At 71.9% G+C, this 15,349-nt stretch carries 10 protein-coding genes; 3 read left to right on the top strand and 7 right to left on the bottom strand.

Features of this window, described 5'->3' with window-relative positions; translation table 11 throughout:
- Positions 1-43: 43 nt before the first annotated feature.
- From rpoD to floA, 5 genes are all read right to left on the bottom strand, one after another.
- Positions 44-1,708, bottom strand: a complete 1,665-nt coding sequence (rpoD, locus tag ACG2DA_RS16470; RefSeq protein ID WP_395256884.1) for an RNA polymerase sigma factor RpoD — start codon at positions 1,706-1,708, stop codon at positions 44-46.
- Between the two features lie 130 nt (positions 1,709-1,838).
- The gene (dnaG, locus tag ACG2DA_RS16465; protein WP_395256883.1) at positions 1,839-3,893 is read right to left on the bottom strand and encodes a DNA primase; all 2,055 of its coding nucleotides are present in this window, start codon (positions 3,891-3,893) and stop codon (positions 1,839-1,841) included.
- A gap of 434 nt (positions 3,894-4,327) precedes the next feature.
- Positions 4,328-6,100 (bottom strand): hypothetical protein, encoded by a 1,773-nt coding sequence (locus tag ACG2DA_RS16460; protein WP_395256882.1) that lies wholly within the window; start codon positions 6,098-6,100, stop codon positions 4,328-4,330.
- A 259-nt stretch (positions 6,101-6,359) separates the two neighbouring features.
- A complete protein-coding gene (locus tag ACG2DA_RS16455) occupies positions 6,360-6,857 on the bottom strand; it encodes a hypothetical protein (RefSeq protein WP_395256881.1) in 498 nt (165 codons plus the stop codon).
- A 208-nt stretch (positions 6,858-7,065) separates the two neighbouring features.
- Positions 7,066-8,022, bottom strand: a complete 957-nt coding sequence (gene floA, locus ACG2DA_RS16450; RefSeq protein WP_395256885.1) for a flotillin-like protein FloA — start codon at positions 8,020-8,022, stop codon at positions 7,066-7,068.
- A 407-nt stretch (positions 8,023-8,429) separates the two neighbouring features.
- Here floA and ACG2DA_RS16445 point away from each other — a divergent pair, with 407 nt between their 5' ends.
- From ACG2DA_RS16445 to ACG2DA_RS16435, 3 genes are all read left to right on the top strand, one after another.
- The gene (locus ACG2DA_RS16445) at positions 8,430-8,900 is read left to right on the top strand and encodes a RidA family protein (protein WP_395256880.1); all 471 of its coding nucleotides are present in this window, start codon (positions 8,430-8,432) and stop codon (positions 8,898-8,900) included.
- A 159-nt stretch (positions 8,901-9,059) separates the two neighbouring features.
- Positions 9,060-11,726, top strand: a complete 2,667-nt coding sequence (locus ACG2DA_RS16440) for a DUF1592 domain-containing protein (protein ID WP_395256879.1) — start codon at positions 9,060-9,062, stop codon at positions 11,724-11,726.
- Positions 11,723-13,234 (top strand): DUF1552 domain-containing protein, encoded by a 1,512-nt coding sequence (locus ACG2DA_RS16435; protein ID WP_395256878.1) that lies wholly within the window; start codon positions 11,723-11,725, stop codon positions 13,232-13,234. The genes ACG2DA_RS16440 and ACG2DA_RS16435 overlap by 4 nt, the downstream gene beginning before the upstream one ends.
- A gap of 19 nt (positions 13,235-13,253) precedes the next feature.
- Here the strand turns inward: ACG2DA_RS16435 and ACG2DA_RS16430 are convergent, their stop codons facing one another.
- Both ACG2DA_RS16430 and ACG2DA_RS16425 read right to left on the bottom strand, forming a co-directional pair.
- A complete protein-coding gene (locus tag ACG2DA_RS16430) occupies positions 13,254-14,699 on the bottom strand; it encodes a PQQ-binding-like beta-propeller repeat protein (protein ID WP_395256877.1) in 1,446 nt (481 codons plus the stop codon).
- A gap of 239 nt (positions 14,700-14,938) precedes the next feature.
- On the bottom strand, positions 14,939-15,349 hold a 411-nt coding region (locus ACG2DA_RS16425; protein WP_395256876.1), incomplete at its 5' end, for a TrmH family RNA methyltransferase.

Here is a 15,349-nt window from a genome sequence, read left to right as displayed (position 1 = left end):
GGAGCCGGCTCCCTCACGATCGCAGTTCTCGTTCACCTTGGCCTCACTCGCCGGGGGCGGCGGCGCCGACGACGTCCATAAAGCCCTTCAGCTGCTTGCTGCGGATCGGGTGTTGCAGCTTGCGGACGGCCTTCGCCTCGATCTGGCGGACGCGTTCCCGCGTCACCTTGAAGATGCGGCCGACCTCTTCCAGCGTGTAGGTGTAGCCGTCGCCCAGGCCGTAGCGGAGCTTGATGATCTCCCGCTCGCGGTAGGTCAGGGTCTTCAGGACGACGTCGATCTTGTCCTTCAGCATCTCCGTCGTGGCCGCGTTGACCGGGCTGTCGGAGCTTTCGTCCTCGATAAAGTCGCCGAAGTAGCTGTCCTCGGATTCGCCGACCGGGCGGTCCAGGGAGATCGGGTGACGGCTGATCTTCATCACCCGCTTCGTCTCCTCCAGCGTGATGCCGGCGGCCTCGGCGGTCTCCTCCAGGGTGGGCTCGCGGCCGTACTCCTGCAGCAGGGCCTTGGCGACCTTCCGCAGCTTGGACATCGTCTCGATCATGTGCACCGGGATGCGGATCGTGCGGGCCTGGTCCGCGATCGCCCGGGTGATCGCCTGGCGGATCCACCAGGTGGCGTAGGTGCTAAACTTGTAACCGCGGCGGTACTCGTATTTATCGACCGCCCGCATCAGGCCGGTGTTGCCCTCCTGGATCAGGTCCAGGAAGGACAGCCCGCGGTTGCGGTACTTCTTGGCGATGGAGACCACCAGCCGCAGGTTGCCGCCGGAGAGCTCCCGCATCGCCTGCTCGTAGGCGGCGAAGCGGTGGCGGATCAGCCGGCACTTCGCCCGCAGGCCCTCCGGGGTCTCCAGGGTCATATTCTGCAAATCTTCCAGCTCGCGCTGGAGGTTCGCCCGTTCCTCGGCGGCGCTCTTGAGGTTCTTCAGCTTGGCCATCTGACGAACGATCGCCTGCATCCGTTCGTCGATCTGCTCCAGCCGCTTCATGATCGGGATGATCTTCTGCGTGCGGAGGGAGAGTTCCTCCACCAGCACGGTCATCTTCCGCTTGCGGCAGTCCCAGTTGTGCTTCGCCTCGGCCTTCTTCTTCTCGGAGGCCTTCGGGTCCATGATCGTGCGGAAGTCCGCCTCGTTCTGCCCCTCGAACGCTTGGAGCGTTTTCAGGTTGTGCGGCATCCGCCCCTGAATCTGCGTCTTCTCCAGCCCCTCGGTCACGGAGACCTTAATCGTGCGGTCGAACGGGAGGTTGCCCTCGTTGACCTTCTGCAACATCGCGATGCATTCCCGCATCGCGTATTCGCTGCTGACGAACTCCCGCCGGAACCGCTTCCGGGTGATCTCGATCGTCTTGGCGAGGTAAATCTCCTCCTCCCGGGTCAGCAGGGGGATCTCGCCCATCTGGGTGAGATACATGCGGATCGGGTCGTCGATCTTTTTCCCGCTGTCGTCGCCGATCAATTCCTTCGGCTTGCGGTGGGCCTTGCGGGCCCGCTCCGGCGTGGGGAGGCCGACCTCGAACTCGTGCTTGATGTCGATCCCGTGGGCGTCCAACGCCTCCAACAGGTGGTCGAGCTTCTCCGGGTTCGGGGCCTCGTCCGGGAGATAGTCGTTGACCTGCCGGTACAGCACCCACCCCTGCCCGTCGCCGCCCTGTTCCTGGGCCTTCTCGACTAGGGCGTTGATGTCTTCTTTGAGCTGGTGCATGGGAGGGGTCTCGGGGGGCGGGGTTCTATCGGACCGCCGCGGGAGAGCGGCGGGGGCGGCGGGAGACAAAGGAAAACGGGGCGAAATCGGGCCGGCGCCCGGCCGGGCGACTGGCCGGGGGAACCGGGGGCTAGCCGGGTCGGGCGTGGCGGGCGGCGTGCAGGTCCGCCTGACGGCGGAGCAGCGCGCGGGTCGCCTCGTCCAGGCCGCCGGGGGAGACCGGGGCGTGGGCGAGGTCGGCCCGCTGTCCGCGGGCCTGCCGGGCGCGTCGCCGGCGGGTGATCGCCGACAACGCCAGCGCGAGCAGCGGCGGCACGCCGCCGGCCGCGCGATGAGCGGGGGTCCCCTCCTGGGAGCCGTTGTCCGGACGAACCGGCACGGGGGCCGTCGTGGCCGCGCCCGCCGCAAGTCCGTCGGGGGAAAAGGCTGCACGTCGCGTGCCAGACTCCACGAGCCCGCCGGCGACGGTGCCGTCCAGCCGCCCGCGGAGCTGCTGGGCGTCGGCCTCGGCCATCAGGGCGACGGCGAAGCGTTTGAGCGGCGAATCGCCCCGCGGGGCCGCGGCGTCCAGCACCGCGGGCAGGGTCACTTCGCCGTCCAGCTCCTCCGCGTCCTCGCAGAGTTCGAACAGCCGCCGCAGGCCCGGGTGCCGCAGGTCGGCGGAGCCGACGACGGCGTGAGCCGCGGGGAACAGGTCCGGCCGGGTGAGCAAAATCTTCAGCAGTTCGGCCTCGGCGAGGTCGTCGCCGACGGGCTTGGGAACCGGCGGTTCCTGCGGCCGGCGCTGCTCCGGGGGCGGTTCGGGCTCGAAGCGGGGGGGCTGGGGCGCGGGGGCCTTCAGATCGGCCCGCAGGCGGCGTTCGGGCACGCCGAAGCGTTCGCTGGTCCGCATCAGCACGAGGTCCCCCCGCCGCGTGCCGGCGAGGCCGGGGTCGGTGCGGAGCAGTTCGAGCATCTCCTTGGTGGCCGCGTCGCCGGCCTGCAACGCGTCCCCGCCGTGACGGGCGGTCACGCGGGAGAGTTTGAAGTCGAGCGCCTCGGGAGCCCCGGCGACGAGCTCACCGAACTCCGCCGGCCGTTCGGACACGAAGTCCGCCGGATCGGTTCCCGCGGGGAGTGTCAGAACGCGCAGATCGACGCTTTCGGCGAGCAGTTTTTGCAACGCCTTCTCCGCGGCGTCCTGCCCGGCCCGGTCGCCGTCGAGGACCAGCACGATGCGGTTGGTGAACCGCCGCAGCACGCCGACGTGCTCCTTGGTGAGGGCCGTGCCCAGCGTGGCGACCACGTTGGCGTACCCGGCCCGGTGCAGGGCGAGCACGTCGGTGTAGCCCTCCACGACCAGCGCGGTGTCGCAGGTCGGCTTGCGGATCTCGTCCCGGGCCACGTCCAGACCGTAGAGCACCTTGCTCTTGTGGAAGAGGACGCCCTCAGAGCTGTTGATGTACTTCCCGCCGAAGTCGTCGCCGGGCAGTTGGCGGCCGCCGAAGGCGATCGTGCGGCCGCGTTCGTCGCGGATCGGGAAGATCACCCGTCCGGGGAACAGCGGGTGGTCCCGCAGGCCGCTGCCGTCCCGCTTCTCGCCGGCCAGACCAGCGGCGATCAGTTCCTCTTTGTCGAACAGCCCTTTGGCCCGATCGACCAGCCAGGTCCAGCTCGGCGGGTGGTAGCCGAGGCCGAACGTCTTGGCGAGGTCCGCGTGAATGCCGCGGCCGGCGAGGTACTCGCGGGCGGGTTTCCCCTCGGCGCTGCGGGTCAGCAGGGCGTGGCACTGCTGGTCGGCCCATTTCAGGACCTCCAGCAGGCGGCCGCGGTCCGGGCCGTCCTTCGACGGGCGGGGGCCGGACCGCTGGGGCATCTCGAGGCCCGCGCGGCCGGCGAGATGCTTGAGGGCGGAGTAGAAGTCCAGCCCGTCGTACTTCATCACGAAGCTGAACACGTCCCCGCCGGTGTCGCAGGACCAGCAGCGGAACGTCTGGCGGTCGGGGTAGACCTTCAGCGAGGGGTTGCGGTCGTCGTGGAACGGGCAGAGGCCGGCCAGTTCCGCCCCGCCGCGGAGGGGCTTGAGGGAGATCGACTCGCCGATGACCTGGACGATGTCGCTGCGGAGGCGGACCTGTTCCTTGAAATCGTCGCCGCCCTGCTGCCCGCCGTACATCGAATCGTGGTCTGACGGACCGTTCGACATCAGAGGGGGGCGGGCGGAAGGGGGACGGGGCGCGAGGGCATAGGGCGTCCGTCCCGAAGTACGAGCGTACGCTCGGCCGGGGTTCGTCAACCCCCCGCGAGCGGGTGAGGGGGAGACGTTTGCGGTCCGAAGCGTTCGCCCGCGGACAGTCCGCCGGTTCACAACCGTAAATCCTACAGCGGCCGGGTCAAGCGTCCCCTGCTCGTGTCAACCCCGGTTTCGGCAGCGTAAACGCTCCGCCGGCATGATCTTACGCTCCTCCGCGGCTTCGCCGACCCCTGCCCGCGGCGACGTTGCCCCAAGCCCCCGCGCCCCGCGAATCGTTCGCTCCCCCGCCGCCGCCCGGGAGCCCGCCCCGATTTCGGCCTCCGCGGAGAAAAGTTGACGCACCCGACCGAAACGTGAGTTCGGCCGCGACGCGTCCCGCCCCGCGGTCAGGACTCGGACGGCCCGTCGGCGAGCTTGTAGAGCGGCTGGTTGCCGAACTTTTCGCCGCATTTCGGACATCTGGCCTTCGCCAAGCCCTTGCCGTTGGCGCCGCCGAGCTTCTCCTTCTTGCGACCGTCCTCCGAGACGATCAGCCCGCAGTTCTGGCAGCGGTAGCCGGAGACGACGACGTTCAGCTTCGGGTCGGCCTGGTAGAGGTCCGGCCGGGGCAGCTCCGGCACGGGGGCGTCCGTGTAGTGGCCGGTGTGGACGGGGGCCTCGTCGGTGCGGGGGATTGGGGCGCCGACCTCGTAGCGGCCCCCGACGCCGCGGGCGAAGCCGAACTCCTCCATCGCCGCGGCGAAGCGGCGGTACTGGCTGAGCGTCAGCGAAACGAACCGCAGGGCCTGCTTCTCCTCCGGTTGATCGCCGTCCGGCTCCCCGCCGGTGCGGGGCAACCGCAGGGCGATGCGGCCGGTCCCGAAGACCGGCTCCCCGCCGAACTTCGACTCGTGCGGCAGGTCCGAGGGGTACTCGACGACGACTTCGCCGGCGTTCTCCCCCGCCAGCAGGACGTGCGGGACCGGCAGGGCGGAGAGGTCCGGCTCGTCCGCGGAGAGATGCTCCCGCACCTTCGTCCGCACCTGCTCCGGCTTCTCGCCGCCGAGGCCGAACGCGCCCTTCTTGCCCTCCATGGTGACGACCAGCAGGGTCCTCGGCGAGAGGGCGAGGTCCGCCTCCTGGAAGCTCTTGGCCTGCGAGTCGGCCTTCTGCTTGACCTTGGCCGGCACGACGGTGTGCAGCCGCACGCCGTCGATGTAGCGGGTGAAGGCGCCCGCGGCGAGTTCGTCCGGCGGGCCGGCCGGCGCCGTGGGAGTCGCCGCGGCGTCCCCGCCGGTTTCGGCGGTCGCTTCGGCGTCGGCGTCCGGTTCCTCCGTCGGGTCGGGCGGCACGTGGGGGACGAGGTACCGCAGGCCGCAGCCGGGATGCGGGCAGCGGCCGACCTTGCCGGCGTGCTTGCGGGCGACCTTCACTGGGTGTCCCGCCGGGCAGTGCAGCAGGATCTTGTCCCCCTTCACCACCAGCCCACGGCGCCGGCCGCCGCGATCCTGGCCGACTTCCTGGAGGGCGATGTCCAGCAACACGTCGCCGCCGGTCGCCTCGGAGTGGGCCACGTCGTCCTCCGCCGGCGGCGTCCGTTGGGCGGCCGCCTGTTCCGGGGCGGGCTCCTCGGCGGACGGCGAATCCTCGGCGGGCGCGTCCGGCGCGTCGGCGATCGAGAAGGCGTCGCCGTCCTCGCCGGTCGATTCCCCGGCCTTCGCCGGCGTCGGGGCCGCGTCGCCGACGCGGGGGGCGGAGTAGCTGGCGCCCTCCATGTCCGCCATCGTGAATTCGTCCTCAGGATCGTCCGCGGGGGCGTCGGCGGACGGGTCCGGGGCGGCGAATTCGCCCGTCAGTTCGAAGTCGGCGTCCTCGTCGGCAGGGCCGCGGCCGCCGGTCCGCGTCTCGGCGGACAGCTGGGAGGCGGCGTCCCCGTCCAGCTCCGGCAGGGGTTGGTATTCCACCTCCGGCCGCTGACGGTTCAGTTGGGCGTAGCGGTCGGCGACGTCCGGCCGCATGAACCCGCCGCAGCTCCAGCACCGCACCAACCCGGGGCGGACCATCTCCCCGCAACTGGGACAGGGGACGTCGGCCCGGGCGCCGCGGGAGGCAGCGGAGGCGGCGGCCGACCCGGAGCGGGGGCCGGTCGCGGGGGCGTTGCGAACGGACGAGTCGGCCATGCGGAGCGGGGGGCGAAGCGGACGGATCGCCCCCAGCCTAACGCCGCCGTCCCCCGGTCATAGCGGTCGGGCGCCGGAACCGGACACGGGACGGCCGCCCGAGCCCCCGCATTCGTCCCCCCCGATCGGATCCACAGGACCGGACCTGCAACGCCCGCAGGACCGGCTTGGCCCCAGACGGAGGTTCTCGAGCGCCCCGAAGGTCGAACGTCGCCCCGCCCCCCTGGACGATCCGCGGCAAGGCGCCACCGGGGCTCCGCTAAAAGTCGGTTCGCAGGGTCGTCGCCAGCAGACGCCCCACGCGATCTCGATCCGCGGACGGGCGACCGTCGTCGGTCGGCACGTCCTGAACAATCAATACACGGCCCTCGCCCTTCGGAGCGGGCAGGTCGAATCCTTCGGTCCGCAGTCTCTGACCAGCCACTTCCGAATCGATTCTCACCCCGGGCAGCACGCCCCGCCGCGTTTTGATCCCGGTTTTGCGGACAGGAGTCTCACCAAACTGAACGCTCATCTCCTTCACCAATTTCTCGGCTGAGATCGGCACGGAGAACGCGTAGAGCATCACCGTGACGTCGTTGCCCTCCAGCGTCCACACCGCGAGTCCCGAGTCTCCCACCTCTGCTTCAAAGACGAATTCGCGGGGAAACTCGAACCGCACGCCTCGCACGTCGAGCGTCCGCGTCGGCTTCGGCATGACCTGAACCGTCGGATCGTCGAACCGGCCTGCGACGGGAATCCGTTCGCCCTCGCCCACTTCCACAGTCTGCGAACCGACGGTGACCTCGTAGACCGTGGGCGGTTCCTTCGTCTCGTCAACAGGCGGCGGAGCGACTCCCGCCGCGACGATGAGAGCGGCGAAAACGCCCGACGCCGGAGACATCTGACAGGCTCGAATCGAGGGATCGGCGGGGTCGTTTTCGTACGAACGGACGGGGGAGGTCGTTCGGCGCGGGACGGCGGGCTCACGCCCCGGCGGACGCCTGCCCGTTGCCGGCGTGCAGCTTCGATTCGCGGACGTTGCCGTCCTCGTCGGCCCGCAGGCCGCCGCGGCGGAAGGCGTCGGCCATGGCGAGCGGGATCTCCGCCTCGGCCAGCACGACCTTCGCCTGGTTCTCCTGCGTGACCGCCCGCTGGACCTGCTCGTTGGCGACGGCCATCGCCCGGCGTTCCTCCGCCTTGGCCCGGGCGATCCGCATGTCGGCCTCGGCCTGGTCGGCCTGCAGGCGGGCGCCGACGTTGTCGCCCACGTCGATGTCGGCGATGTCGATCGAGACGATCTCGTAAGCGGTCTGGCTGTCGAGCCCCTTCGCCAGCACCGCCTTGGCGATCAGCACCGGGTCGGCCAGCACCGCCTTGTGCGTGGCGCTGGAACCGATCGCCGAGACGATCCCCTCACCGACCCGGGCGATGACCGTTTCTTCGGTGGCCCCGCCGACGAGCTGCTGGATGTTCGTCCGCACCGTCACGCGGGCCCGGGCCTTCAACTGGATGCCGTCCTTCGCCACGCCGTCGAGGGTGTTGCGGCCGTGGCGGCGGGGGTCCGGGCAGTCGATCACCTTCGGGTCGACGCTCGTCTGAACCGCTTCGAGCACGTTCCGGCCGGCGAGGTCGATCGCGGCGGCGGTGTCCCAGTCGAGGTCGATGCTGGCCCGCTCGGCGGCGATCAGGGCCCGGGTGATGTTCCGCACGTTGCCGCCGGCCAGGTAGTGGGCCTCCATCTGGTCGGTGTTGACCGGCCGCAGACCGGCCTGCACGGCCATGATCTTGCTGTCCACGATCACGGAGGGGTTCACCTTCCGCAGACTCATGAACACCAGGGTCCACGGCCAGACCCGCACGCCGCTGAAGAACGCCCGCAGCCACAGTTTGAAGTACCGGGCGAACAGCACCAGGAACACGAAGCCCAGCAGGGCGGCCATCGCCAGCCCGGCGATGACCAGGATCGCCCACAGCCCGCCGCCGGCGAAGACGTCTTCAATCTGGGCCAGCGGCGGCGAGACGCTCAGCAGCGAGACCGGCGGAAGTGCGGGCGAAACGGGCATCGGCGGCGGGGCGGACGGCGGGGCGTGTCGGGCGGAACGGCGCCGGGGGCGGCGCGGTTCACGCCCGGGACGAAAGTATTCCGGTTGGGCAGGCCGCGTGCGAGCGTCCCCGCCGCCGCACCCCTGCGCCGGGGAGGGGTGAGGAGTGTTGAGGGAGGAGTGATTAGGGACGAGGCGGCGGCGCCAAGACGGCCCGGCCGCACTCTGGCACGGCGTCGCGGGAACCGGGAAGGTGGCGTACCGCCGTTCCTCCCTCCCTCATCCCCCCTCACTCCTCCCCGGCAATGACGCCCGAAGAAGTCCTGCTGCACGAGTCGATCAACTTGCCCGCCCCGCCGGAGTCGATCGGCGTGTACGAGCCGATCGTGCGGTGCGGCAATCTGCTGTACCTCTCCGGCCACATCGCCCCGCCCAGCGACCCGCGGTTCGTCGGCCGGGTCGGGGAGGACGTCGACGTGGAGACCGCCCAGAAGGCCGCCGAGTACGTCGCCCGGCAGATGCTCTCGACGGTGAAGATGGAGGTCGGCAGCCTGGACCACGTCGTGCGGCCGATCAAAGTGACCGGCTTCGTGCAGTGCACCCCGGACTTCAAGGAGGTGCCGTCAGTGATCAACGGGTTCAGCAAGCTGCTGACGAAGGTGTTCGGCGGCCAGGGCCGCTGCGCCCGGGCGGCCGTCGGCGTCGCCGCCCTGCCGGCCGGGGTCTGCGTCGAGGTGGAGGCGATCTTCGAGGTGAAGCCGAACACTCCCCGCTGATCCGGCCGCTCGCCCCCCTGCGGGAAGATTGCCCCGTTCGCCGCCGCGGAGCGGACCGTAGAGGACGCCGCCCGGCGATTGTTCCGGGCGCGGGGGACCGGCACGCTCGCATCGGACGATTCCGTTCCGAGATTTCAGCCTCTCCTCACAGGCTCCCGAGTGTTCGACGCGTTCCGTCCGTTCGTCGTCGCGGCGTTGTGGTGCGGGGGGCTCGTCCTCGGGAACGGGGCGGCGGGGGCCGGCGAACCGGTCACGACGGGGGAGGAACGCCGGTTCCTGGCGGAGGTCGCCCCGGTGCTGGCGCAGCGCTGCCTGGAGTGCCACGGGCCCACCTCTCGGCGGGGCGGGTTCGATCTCTCCCACCGCGACCGGCTGGCGGCCGGCGGGGTGAACGGGGCGGCCGTCGTCGCCGGCAAGGCGGAGGAGAGCCCGCTGTGGCAGTACGTCGAATCCGACGCCATGCCCCCGGACGGGCCGCCGCTCTCCGAAGACGAAAAACGGACGCTGAAACGCTGGCTGGACGCCGGCGCCGCCTGGCCAGAGGCGGAGCCGTGGGCGGTGCTGCACGCCGCCGGCGGCGAGGCGGCGGGGGCCGGCTGGGTGCGGCGACTCACGGCGCCGGAGTACCTCGCCAGCGTGCGGGCCGTCGCCGGCGTGGACCTGTCCGCGGACGCCGCCCGCCTGCTGCCCGCCGACCTGCGGGCGGACGGCTTTCACAACACCGCGTACAACCTCGCCGTCGATCTGGAGCACGTCCGGGCCTATGCGGAACTGGCCCGCTTGGCCGTCGCCCGGGCTGACCTGCCGGCGCTGCTGAAAGAGCACGCCCGGGGGAAGTCGACGGCGGACCGCATCCACGCCCTGGGCCGCGTGGTCCTGCGGGGGCCGCTGTCGCCGGAGGAGACCGCCGCCTTCCTCGCCGTCGCCGAGGCGGTGCAGACGGAGGGCGGCGACGAGACGGAGGCGCTGGGCTTCGTCCTCGAAGCGATGCTGCAATCGCCGCGGTTCCTCTACCGCATTGAGGCCCAGCGGGGCGACGGCGCCCCCCGGCCGGTGACCGGCCATGAATTGGCGAACCGGCTGAGCTTCACCCTCTGGGGCGCCCCGCCGGACGCCGAGTTGCGGGCCGCCGCGGAGCGGGGCGACCTGGCCGACCGGCCGGCGCTTCAGACGCAGATCGCCCGCCTGCTGGACGACCCGCGGGCCCGGGACCGCTCCGCCCGGTTCGCCCACGAGTGGCTGAACCTCGATCGGCTGGACGCCCTCAGCCCCGCGGCCGAGCGGTTCCCGGACTGGGACCCGGCCCTCGCCGGGGACATGCGGCGGGAGACGCGGGCGTTCTTCAATCACGTCGCCTGGACCGACCGCCCGCTGACCGACCTGCTGATCGACCGCACGGCCTTCCTCACCCCCCGGCTGGCGGAGCATTACGGCCTCGAATGGAAGGAACTCGCCGAGAACGCCGTGCTGCTTCCGCCGGCGGAGCCGACCGGCGTGGTCGCCCTGTACGACTTCGCCGGGGAGGGGAACACCGTGCGGGACCGCTCCGGCCGAGACGGGTCCGGGACGGGGGAGCCGTTGGATCTGGAGATCAGCGAGACGTCGAAGGTCCGCCGCACCCCGGCCGGCCTGCGGATCGACGGTCCCTCCCAGATCGCCGCCCCCCGGCCGGCCAAGGCCCTCACCGCCGCGTTGAAGAAGACCGGCGAGGTCGCAATCGAGGTCTGGCTCACCCCGGCGGACCAAACGCAGGACGGCCCGGCCCGGATCGTCACCCTCTCCGACGGCTCCTCGCAGCGGAACGTCACCCTCGCCCAGGACGGCAGGAAATACGACGCCCGCCTGCGGACGACGTCGAACACCGACAAGAACGGCCTGCCGTCGACCCGCACGGACGACGCCGTGCGGACCGACCGGCCGACGCACGTCGTCTTCACCCGCCGCTCCACCGGGCTGGCCCGACTGTGGGTGGACGGGGCGATGCGGGGGAACCGCAACACGGAGGGGTCCTTCGGTAACTGGGATGACGGCTTCCGCTTCGCCCTCGCCGGGGAGGTCGGCGCCGACCGTCCGTGGCGGGGCACGCTGCACCGGGTCGTCGTTTACGATCGGGCCCTGACCGAGGAGGAGGTCGCCGAGCGGGCCGGCGCTCCCTGGCGGGTCGATCTAACCGACGAACCGAGCCGTCGCGGGCTGCTCACGCAGGGGTCGACGCTGACCGTCGGCGGGGACGAGGCCAGCACCGTCACCCGCGGGCTGTTCGTCCTGCGGGACCTGATGTTGGGCGACGTCAGCGACCCGCCGCCCGGCGTGGACACCACGCCGGTCCCCTCGGAGCCCGGCCTGTCCCAACGACAGATCGCGGAGAAGCGGCTGGCGGACGCCTCCTGCGCCGGCTGTCACGTGCAGTTCGAGCCGTTCGCCTTCGCGCTGGAACGCTACGACGGCCTCGGCTCCTTCCGCACGAAAGATCACCACGGCAACGCCCTGCGGACCGACGGGGCGGTCCAGTTGCCCGGCGGGGAGCGGGCGACCTTCGCCACGACGGCGGAGTTCCTCGACCTGATCGCCGCCGGCGAACCGGTGCGACGGGGGCTGACCCGCAAGCTGACGCAGTTCGCCCTCGGCCGCCCGCTGACCCCCGCCGACGAGCCCGCCGTGCAGGCGATCCACGACGCGGCGTGGTCGCAGGACGCGGCGTTCGGCCCCGGCTCCTACCGCTCCCTGGCCGCCGCGATCGCGGGCAGCGAACTGACGACGACCGCCCCGACCGAGCCCGTTTCCCTCTCCTCCGCCTCTCCCTCCCCGACCGCCGCCGAGCGATGATCACGCCGCAATCCGCAACCGCCCGCACGCCGCTGCCCCGGCGGGCCGTGCTGAAGGGCCTGGGGGCGGTCGCCGTGGGGCTGCCGTTTTTTGAGGAGATGCTGGGGGCGAGAACCGCCGCCGCGGCCCCGGCCCTCGCGGCGGCCCCGACGGCGGCCGGCGGCGTGCCGGTGCGGGCCTTCAACCTGTTCTTCGGGCTGGGCATCCCCGCCCCGGTGCAGGCGGAGGCCACGAAGAACGGCCGGCTGGAGGGCGTGCTCGAACCGCTCGCCCCGCTGGCGGACAAGCTGGCGGTGTTGCGGAACGTCGATCAGGTGCGGTGCGACGAGAACGGCATCAACGCCCACTTCGACGGGGCCAGCGGCGCCTTCACCGCCGAGCCGCCCGACGGCGACGCGAAAAGCGGCGGGGCGAGCCTCGATCAGAAGATCCGCTGGGCCGCCCACCCGGACGGCCGCACCCCCGACGGCGTGATCCCCACGCTGGTCGCCGGCACCTACTTCCGCCGCAGCCGGGTCAGCCGCTACGTGCACAGTTATCGGGAAGACGGCACCGTCGCCGCCCCGATGCAGGAGAGCCCCGGCGAGCTGTTCGCCCGGGTGTTCGGGGCCGAGGCGGGAACGAACGGCGCCGCGCCGCTCGACCCGCGACGGCGCCGGCTGAACCGGAGCGTGCTCGACGCCGTGGCGGCCCAGGCGAAGTTCCTCTCCGGCCCCCGCGGCCCGCTGGGGGCGGCGAGCCGGGAGCGGCTGGCCGACCACCTCGACCGCGTGCGGGAGTACGAACGCCGCACCCTCGCCCTGGAAGACGAAAAGGCCGCCAAGACCGCCGCCCTGCCGCCGGCCCCGCCGCAGTCCAAGCTCCGCCACGGCGACGAGGCCGACCCCGGCGGCGAGGGCATCGACATCACCCTGGCGGACCTCACCACGGAGTGGCGGCTCGTCGCGGACCTCTACGCCCACGCAATCCTCACCGACCGCGTGCGATTCGGCTCCCTCACCTACCTCGCCGCCGGGGAACGCATCCGCCTGATCGGAGATTACGAGTACGGCGGCCGGAAGATCTTCTCCTTCGACGACAAGAAGCAGCTCGGCAAGTCCGGCTCCGCCGGGTGCAGCCACGAATGGTGGCACCGCTACCGCGAGGACCGGGAGAACGAACAACTCAAGGCCCACGCCCACCTGAAGATGCGCGAGGTCGCCTACTTCCTCTCGCTGCTCGCCGGCGAGGAGGCCCGGGAGGCGAACGGCCGGACCGTGTTGGAGAACGCCCTGGTAACGATCTCGACGGAGTCCGGCGACGGCCGGCACAACGACGTGAAACGGGAGCTGTCCGGCGTGTTCCACGCGATCACCGGCGCCGGCGGCCGCTTCCGCACCGGCGCCGTGCTGGACGCGAACGCGGAGGGCCTCGACGTCTACAACACCCTGCTCGCGGGCATGGGCGTGACCGACCGCCTCGGCCCGAAGGACCGGGACGGTAAGGCGATCGACCTGCTGCGCGTCTGAACGGCCGCGACCCGCCGCATCACTGGGCCGCGGCCGGTTCGACCCCGGAGCGATCAGCGCCGGGCCGCAGGTCGTAGCAAACCAGCTCCACCTCCGTGCGGAGCAGCAGGCGGCCGTCGGCGAGGGCGGGGGTCGTGTAGCAGACGCCCTCGATCACCGGCTCCGCGGAGCGGGTCACGACCCGCGGCTCCGTCGGGTCGAACGCCAGCGCCGCCAGCAGGCCGCGTTCGCCCAACGCCACCAGCTTGCCGTCCGCGGCGAGCAGGTGTCCGCGGCGGAGGTCGTCGTCCCACAACCAACGCAGTTCGCCGGTCTGAAGGTCGAGACAGCGAAGTTTCTGCTGCTTGTTCAGATTCGAGCCGAACCCGTAGACGAAACCGTCCGCCGCGACGAGCGAGTTGTACTGCGGGTCGAGCCCCCGCCGGTTCCGCCACAGCTCGGTGAGGGAGCCGTCGGGTTCGAGGCGGGCGACCATGCAGCCGGCGGTCCGCCCGCTGGGGCCGCTGCCGACGAACAGCACGTCGCCCCAGACTGCCGGGCTGGTCGCGTTCATCGCGTCCACGGTGCGGAGTTCGAACGGCAGCGAACCGAGTTCCGCCCCCGTCGCCGGGTCGGCGATCAGCAGGCGGGTCTTCATCAGGGCGACGACGAACCGCCGGCCGTGCACCTCGACGAGCAGCGGCGTCGAATAGCTTTCGAGGGCGTCCACCGCCTGCCACACCATTTCCCCGGTGGCGCCGTCGAGCAGCGTCAGTCCGGTGTTCGGCTTCGTCCCGCCGGTGGCGATCAGGACCCGCTCGGCCCCGTCGTCGGTCTGGAAGACGATCGGGCTGGCCGAGGTGGCGAAGGGTTTTTCGGCGGGCTGCGTCTCCGCGGCGAGGTCGCGGCCCCACAGTTCCTCCGCCGTGTCGAAGTCGACGGCCCGCAGCAGACCGGCGGCCCCGTAGGCGTAGACGCGGCGGCCGCCGTCCGGCCCCCGTCGCCCGATCGCCGGGGTGGCGTAGGGGGCGCCGCTGTGGCCGGGGTACTCCGACTCGAACCGGGCCGACACGTCGGCGACCGGGCCGGGGGCGCCGGTGTCGAGGTCGAACCAGGCGAGGCGTTCGACCGGCCGATCGCCGCCCAGCTTCGCGGCGCTCTCGGCGAAGGGACCGACGTCCGGGCCGACGCGGTGCAGCAGGACGACCGCGTTCTCCGCAATCACCGGGCAGGCGTAGCCGGTGCCGCAGGGAACCCGCCAGGCGACCGGCGGGCCGGCCTCCGGCCAGTCCCAGTTCAGCCTGCGGTCCGGGGCGACGTTGCGGCCGCCGGGGCCGTGCAGGTTCGGCCACTCGCCGGAGGCGGCCCGGACGGCGGAGCGATCCGGCGAGAGGGCCGCGACCGGCGGGACCGACTCCCGGTCCGCTTCGCAGCCGAGGGCGAACGCGGCGAGAACCAGCAGCGGGGCGCACGGGCGAACGAGCATGAACCGGCGGGGCGACGGGCGAGACGGGCCGGCATGCTCCCGCCGGGCGCCGAGCGCCGGAAGCCGCCGGCGGCCGCCCGGACGGTCTTCAAGCCTTCTTCATCCGGCGGTTCGGTTCGTCCGGGGATTCGGCTTCCACTGATCACCCACCCGAAGCGTCAGCGAGGGACGCCCGCGCAGCGGGCGCGGGCGAATCGTGCGAGCCCTCGCTGACGCTTCGGGTTGGTCGTGATCGACTCTCAGCCGTCCGAGCCGGCCCGGCGTCTCACTTCATACAGCAACACCCCCGCGGCGACGGCGGCGTTAAGACTGCCGACCGGACCGGTCGGCAGGCGGAGTCGCACGTCCGCCAGGTCGGCGACCGGCCGGGAGACGCCCCGCCACTCCGCCCCCACGACCAGCGCCAGCGGGCGGTCCGGGGCGGCGGCGAGGTCGGCGTCCCACGGGGCGACGGCGTCGCCGGCCAGCGTCGCTGCGGCGATCCGCACGCCCTTCTCCTTCCACCCCGCCAAGGTCTCCGCGAGGTCCGCCGCCCGGGCGATCGGCACGGCCCCGACGGCCCCCGCCCCGCTGTGGACCGCCCCCGCCGACACCCCCGCCGCCCCGGACTGGGCCAGCAGCACGGCGTTCGCCCCGAACTCCGCGGCGCC

The organism is Alienimonas sp. DA493 (genome assembly GCF_043951915.1).
Classification (GTDB): Bacteria; Planctomycetota; Planctomycetia; order Planctomycetales; family Planctomycetaceae; genus Alienimonas.
The sequence above is the reverse complement of the archived record's forward strand: the minus strand, read 5'-3'. Positions and strand labels throughout refer to the sequence as shown.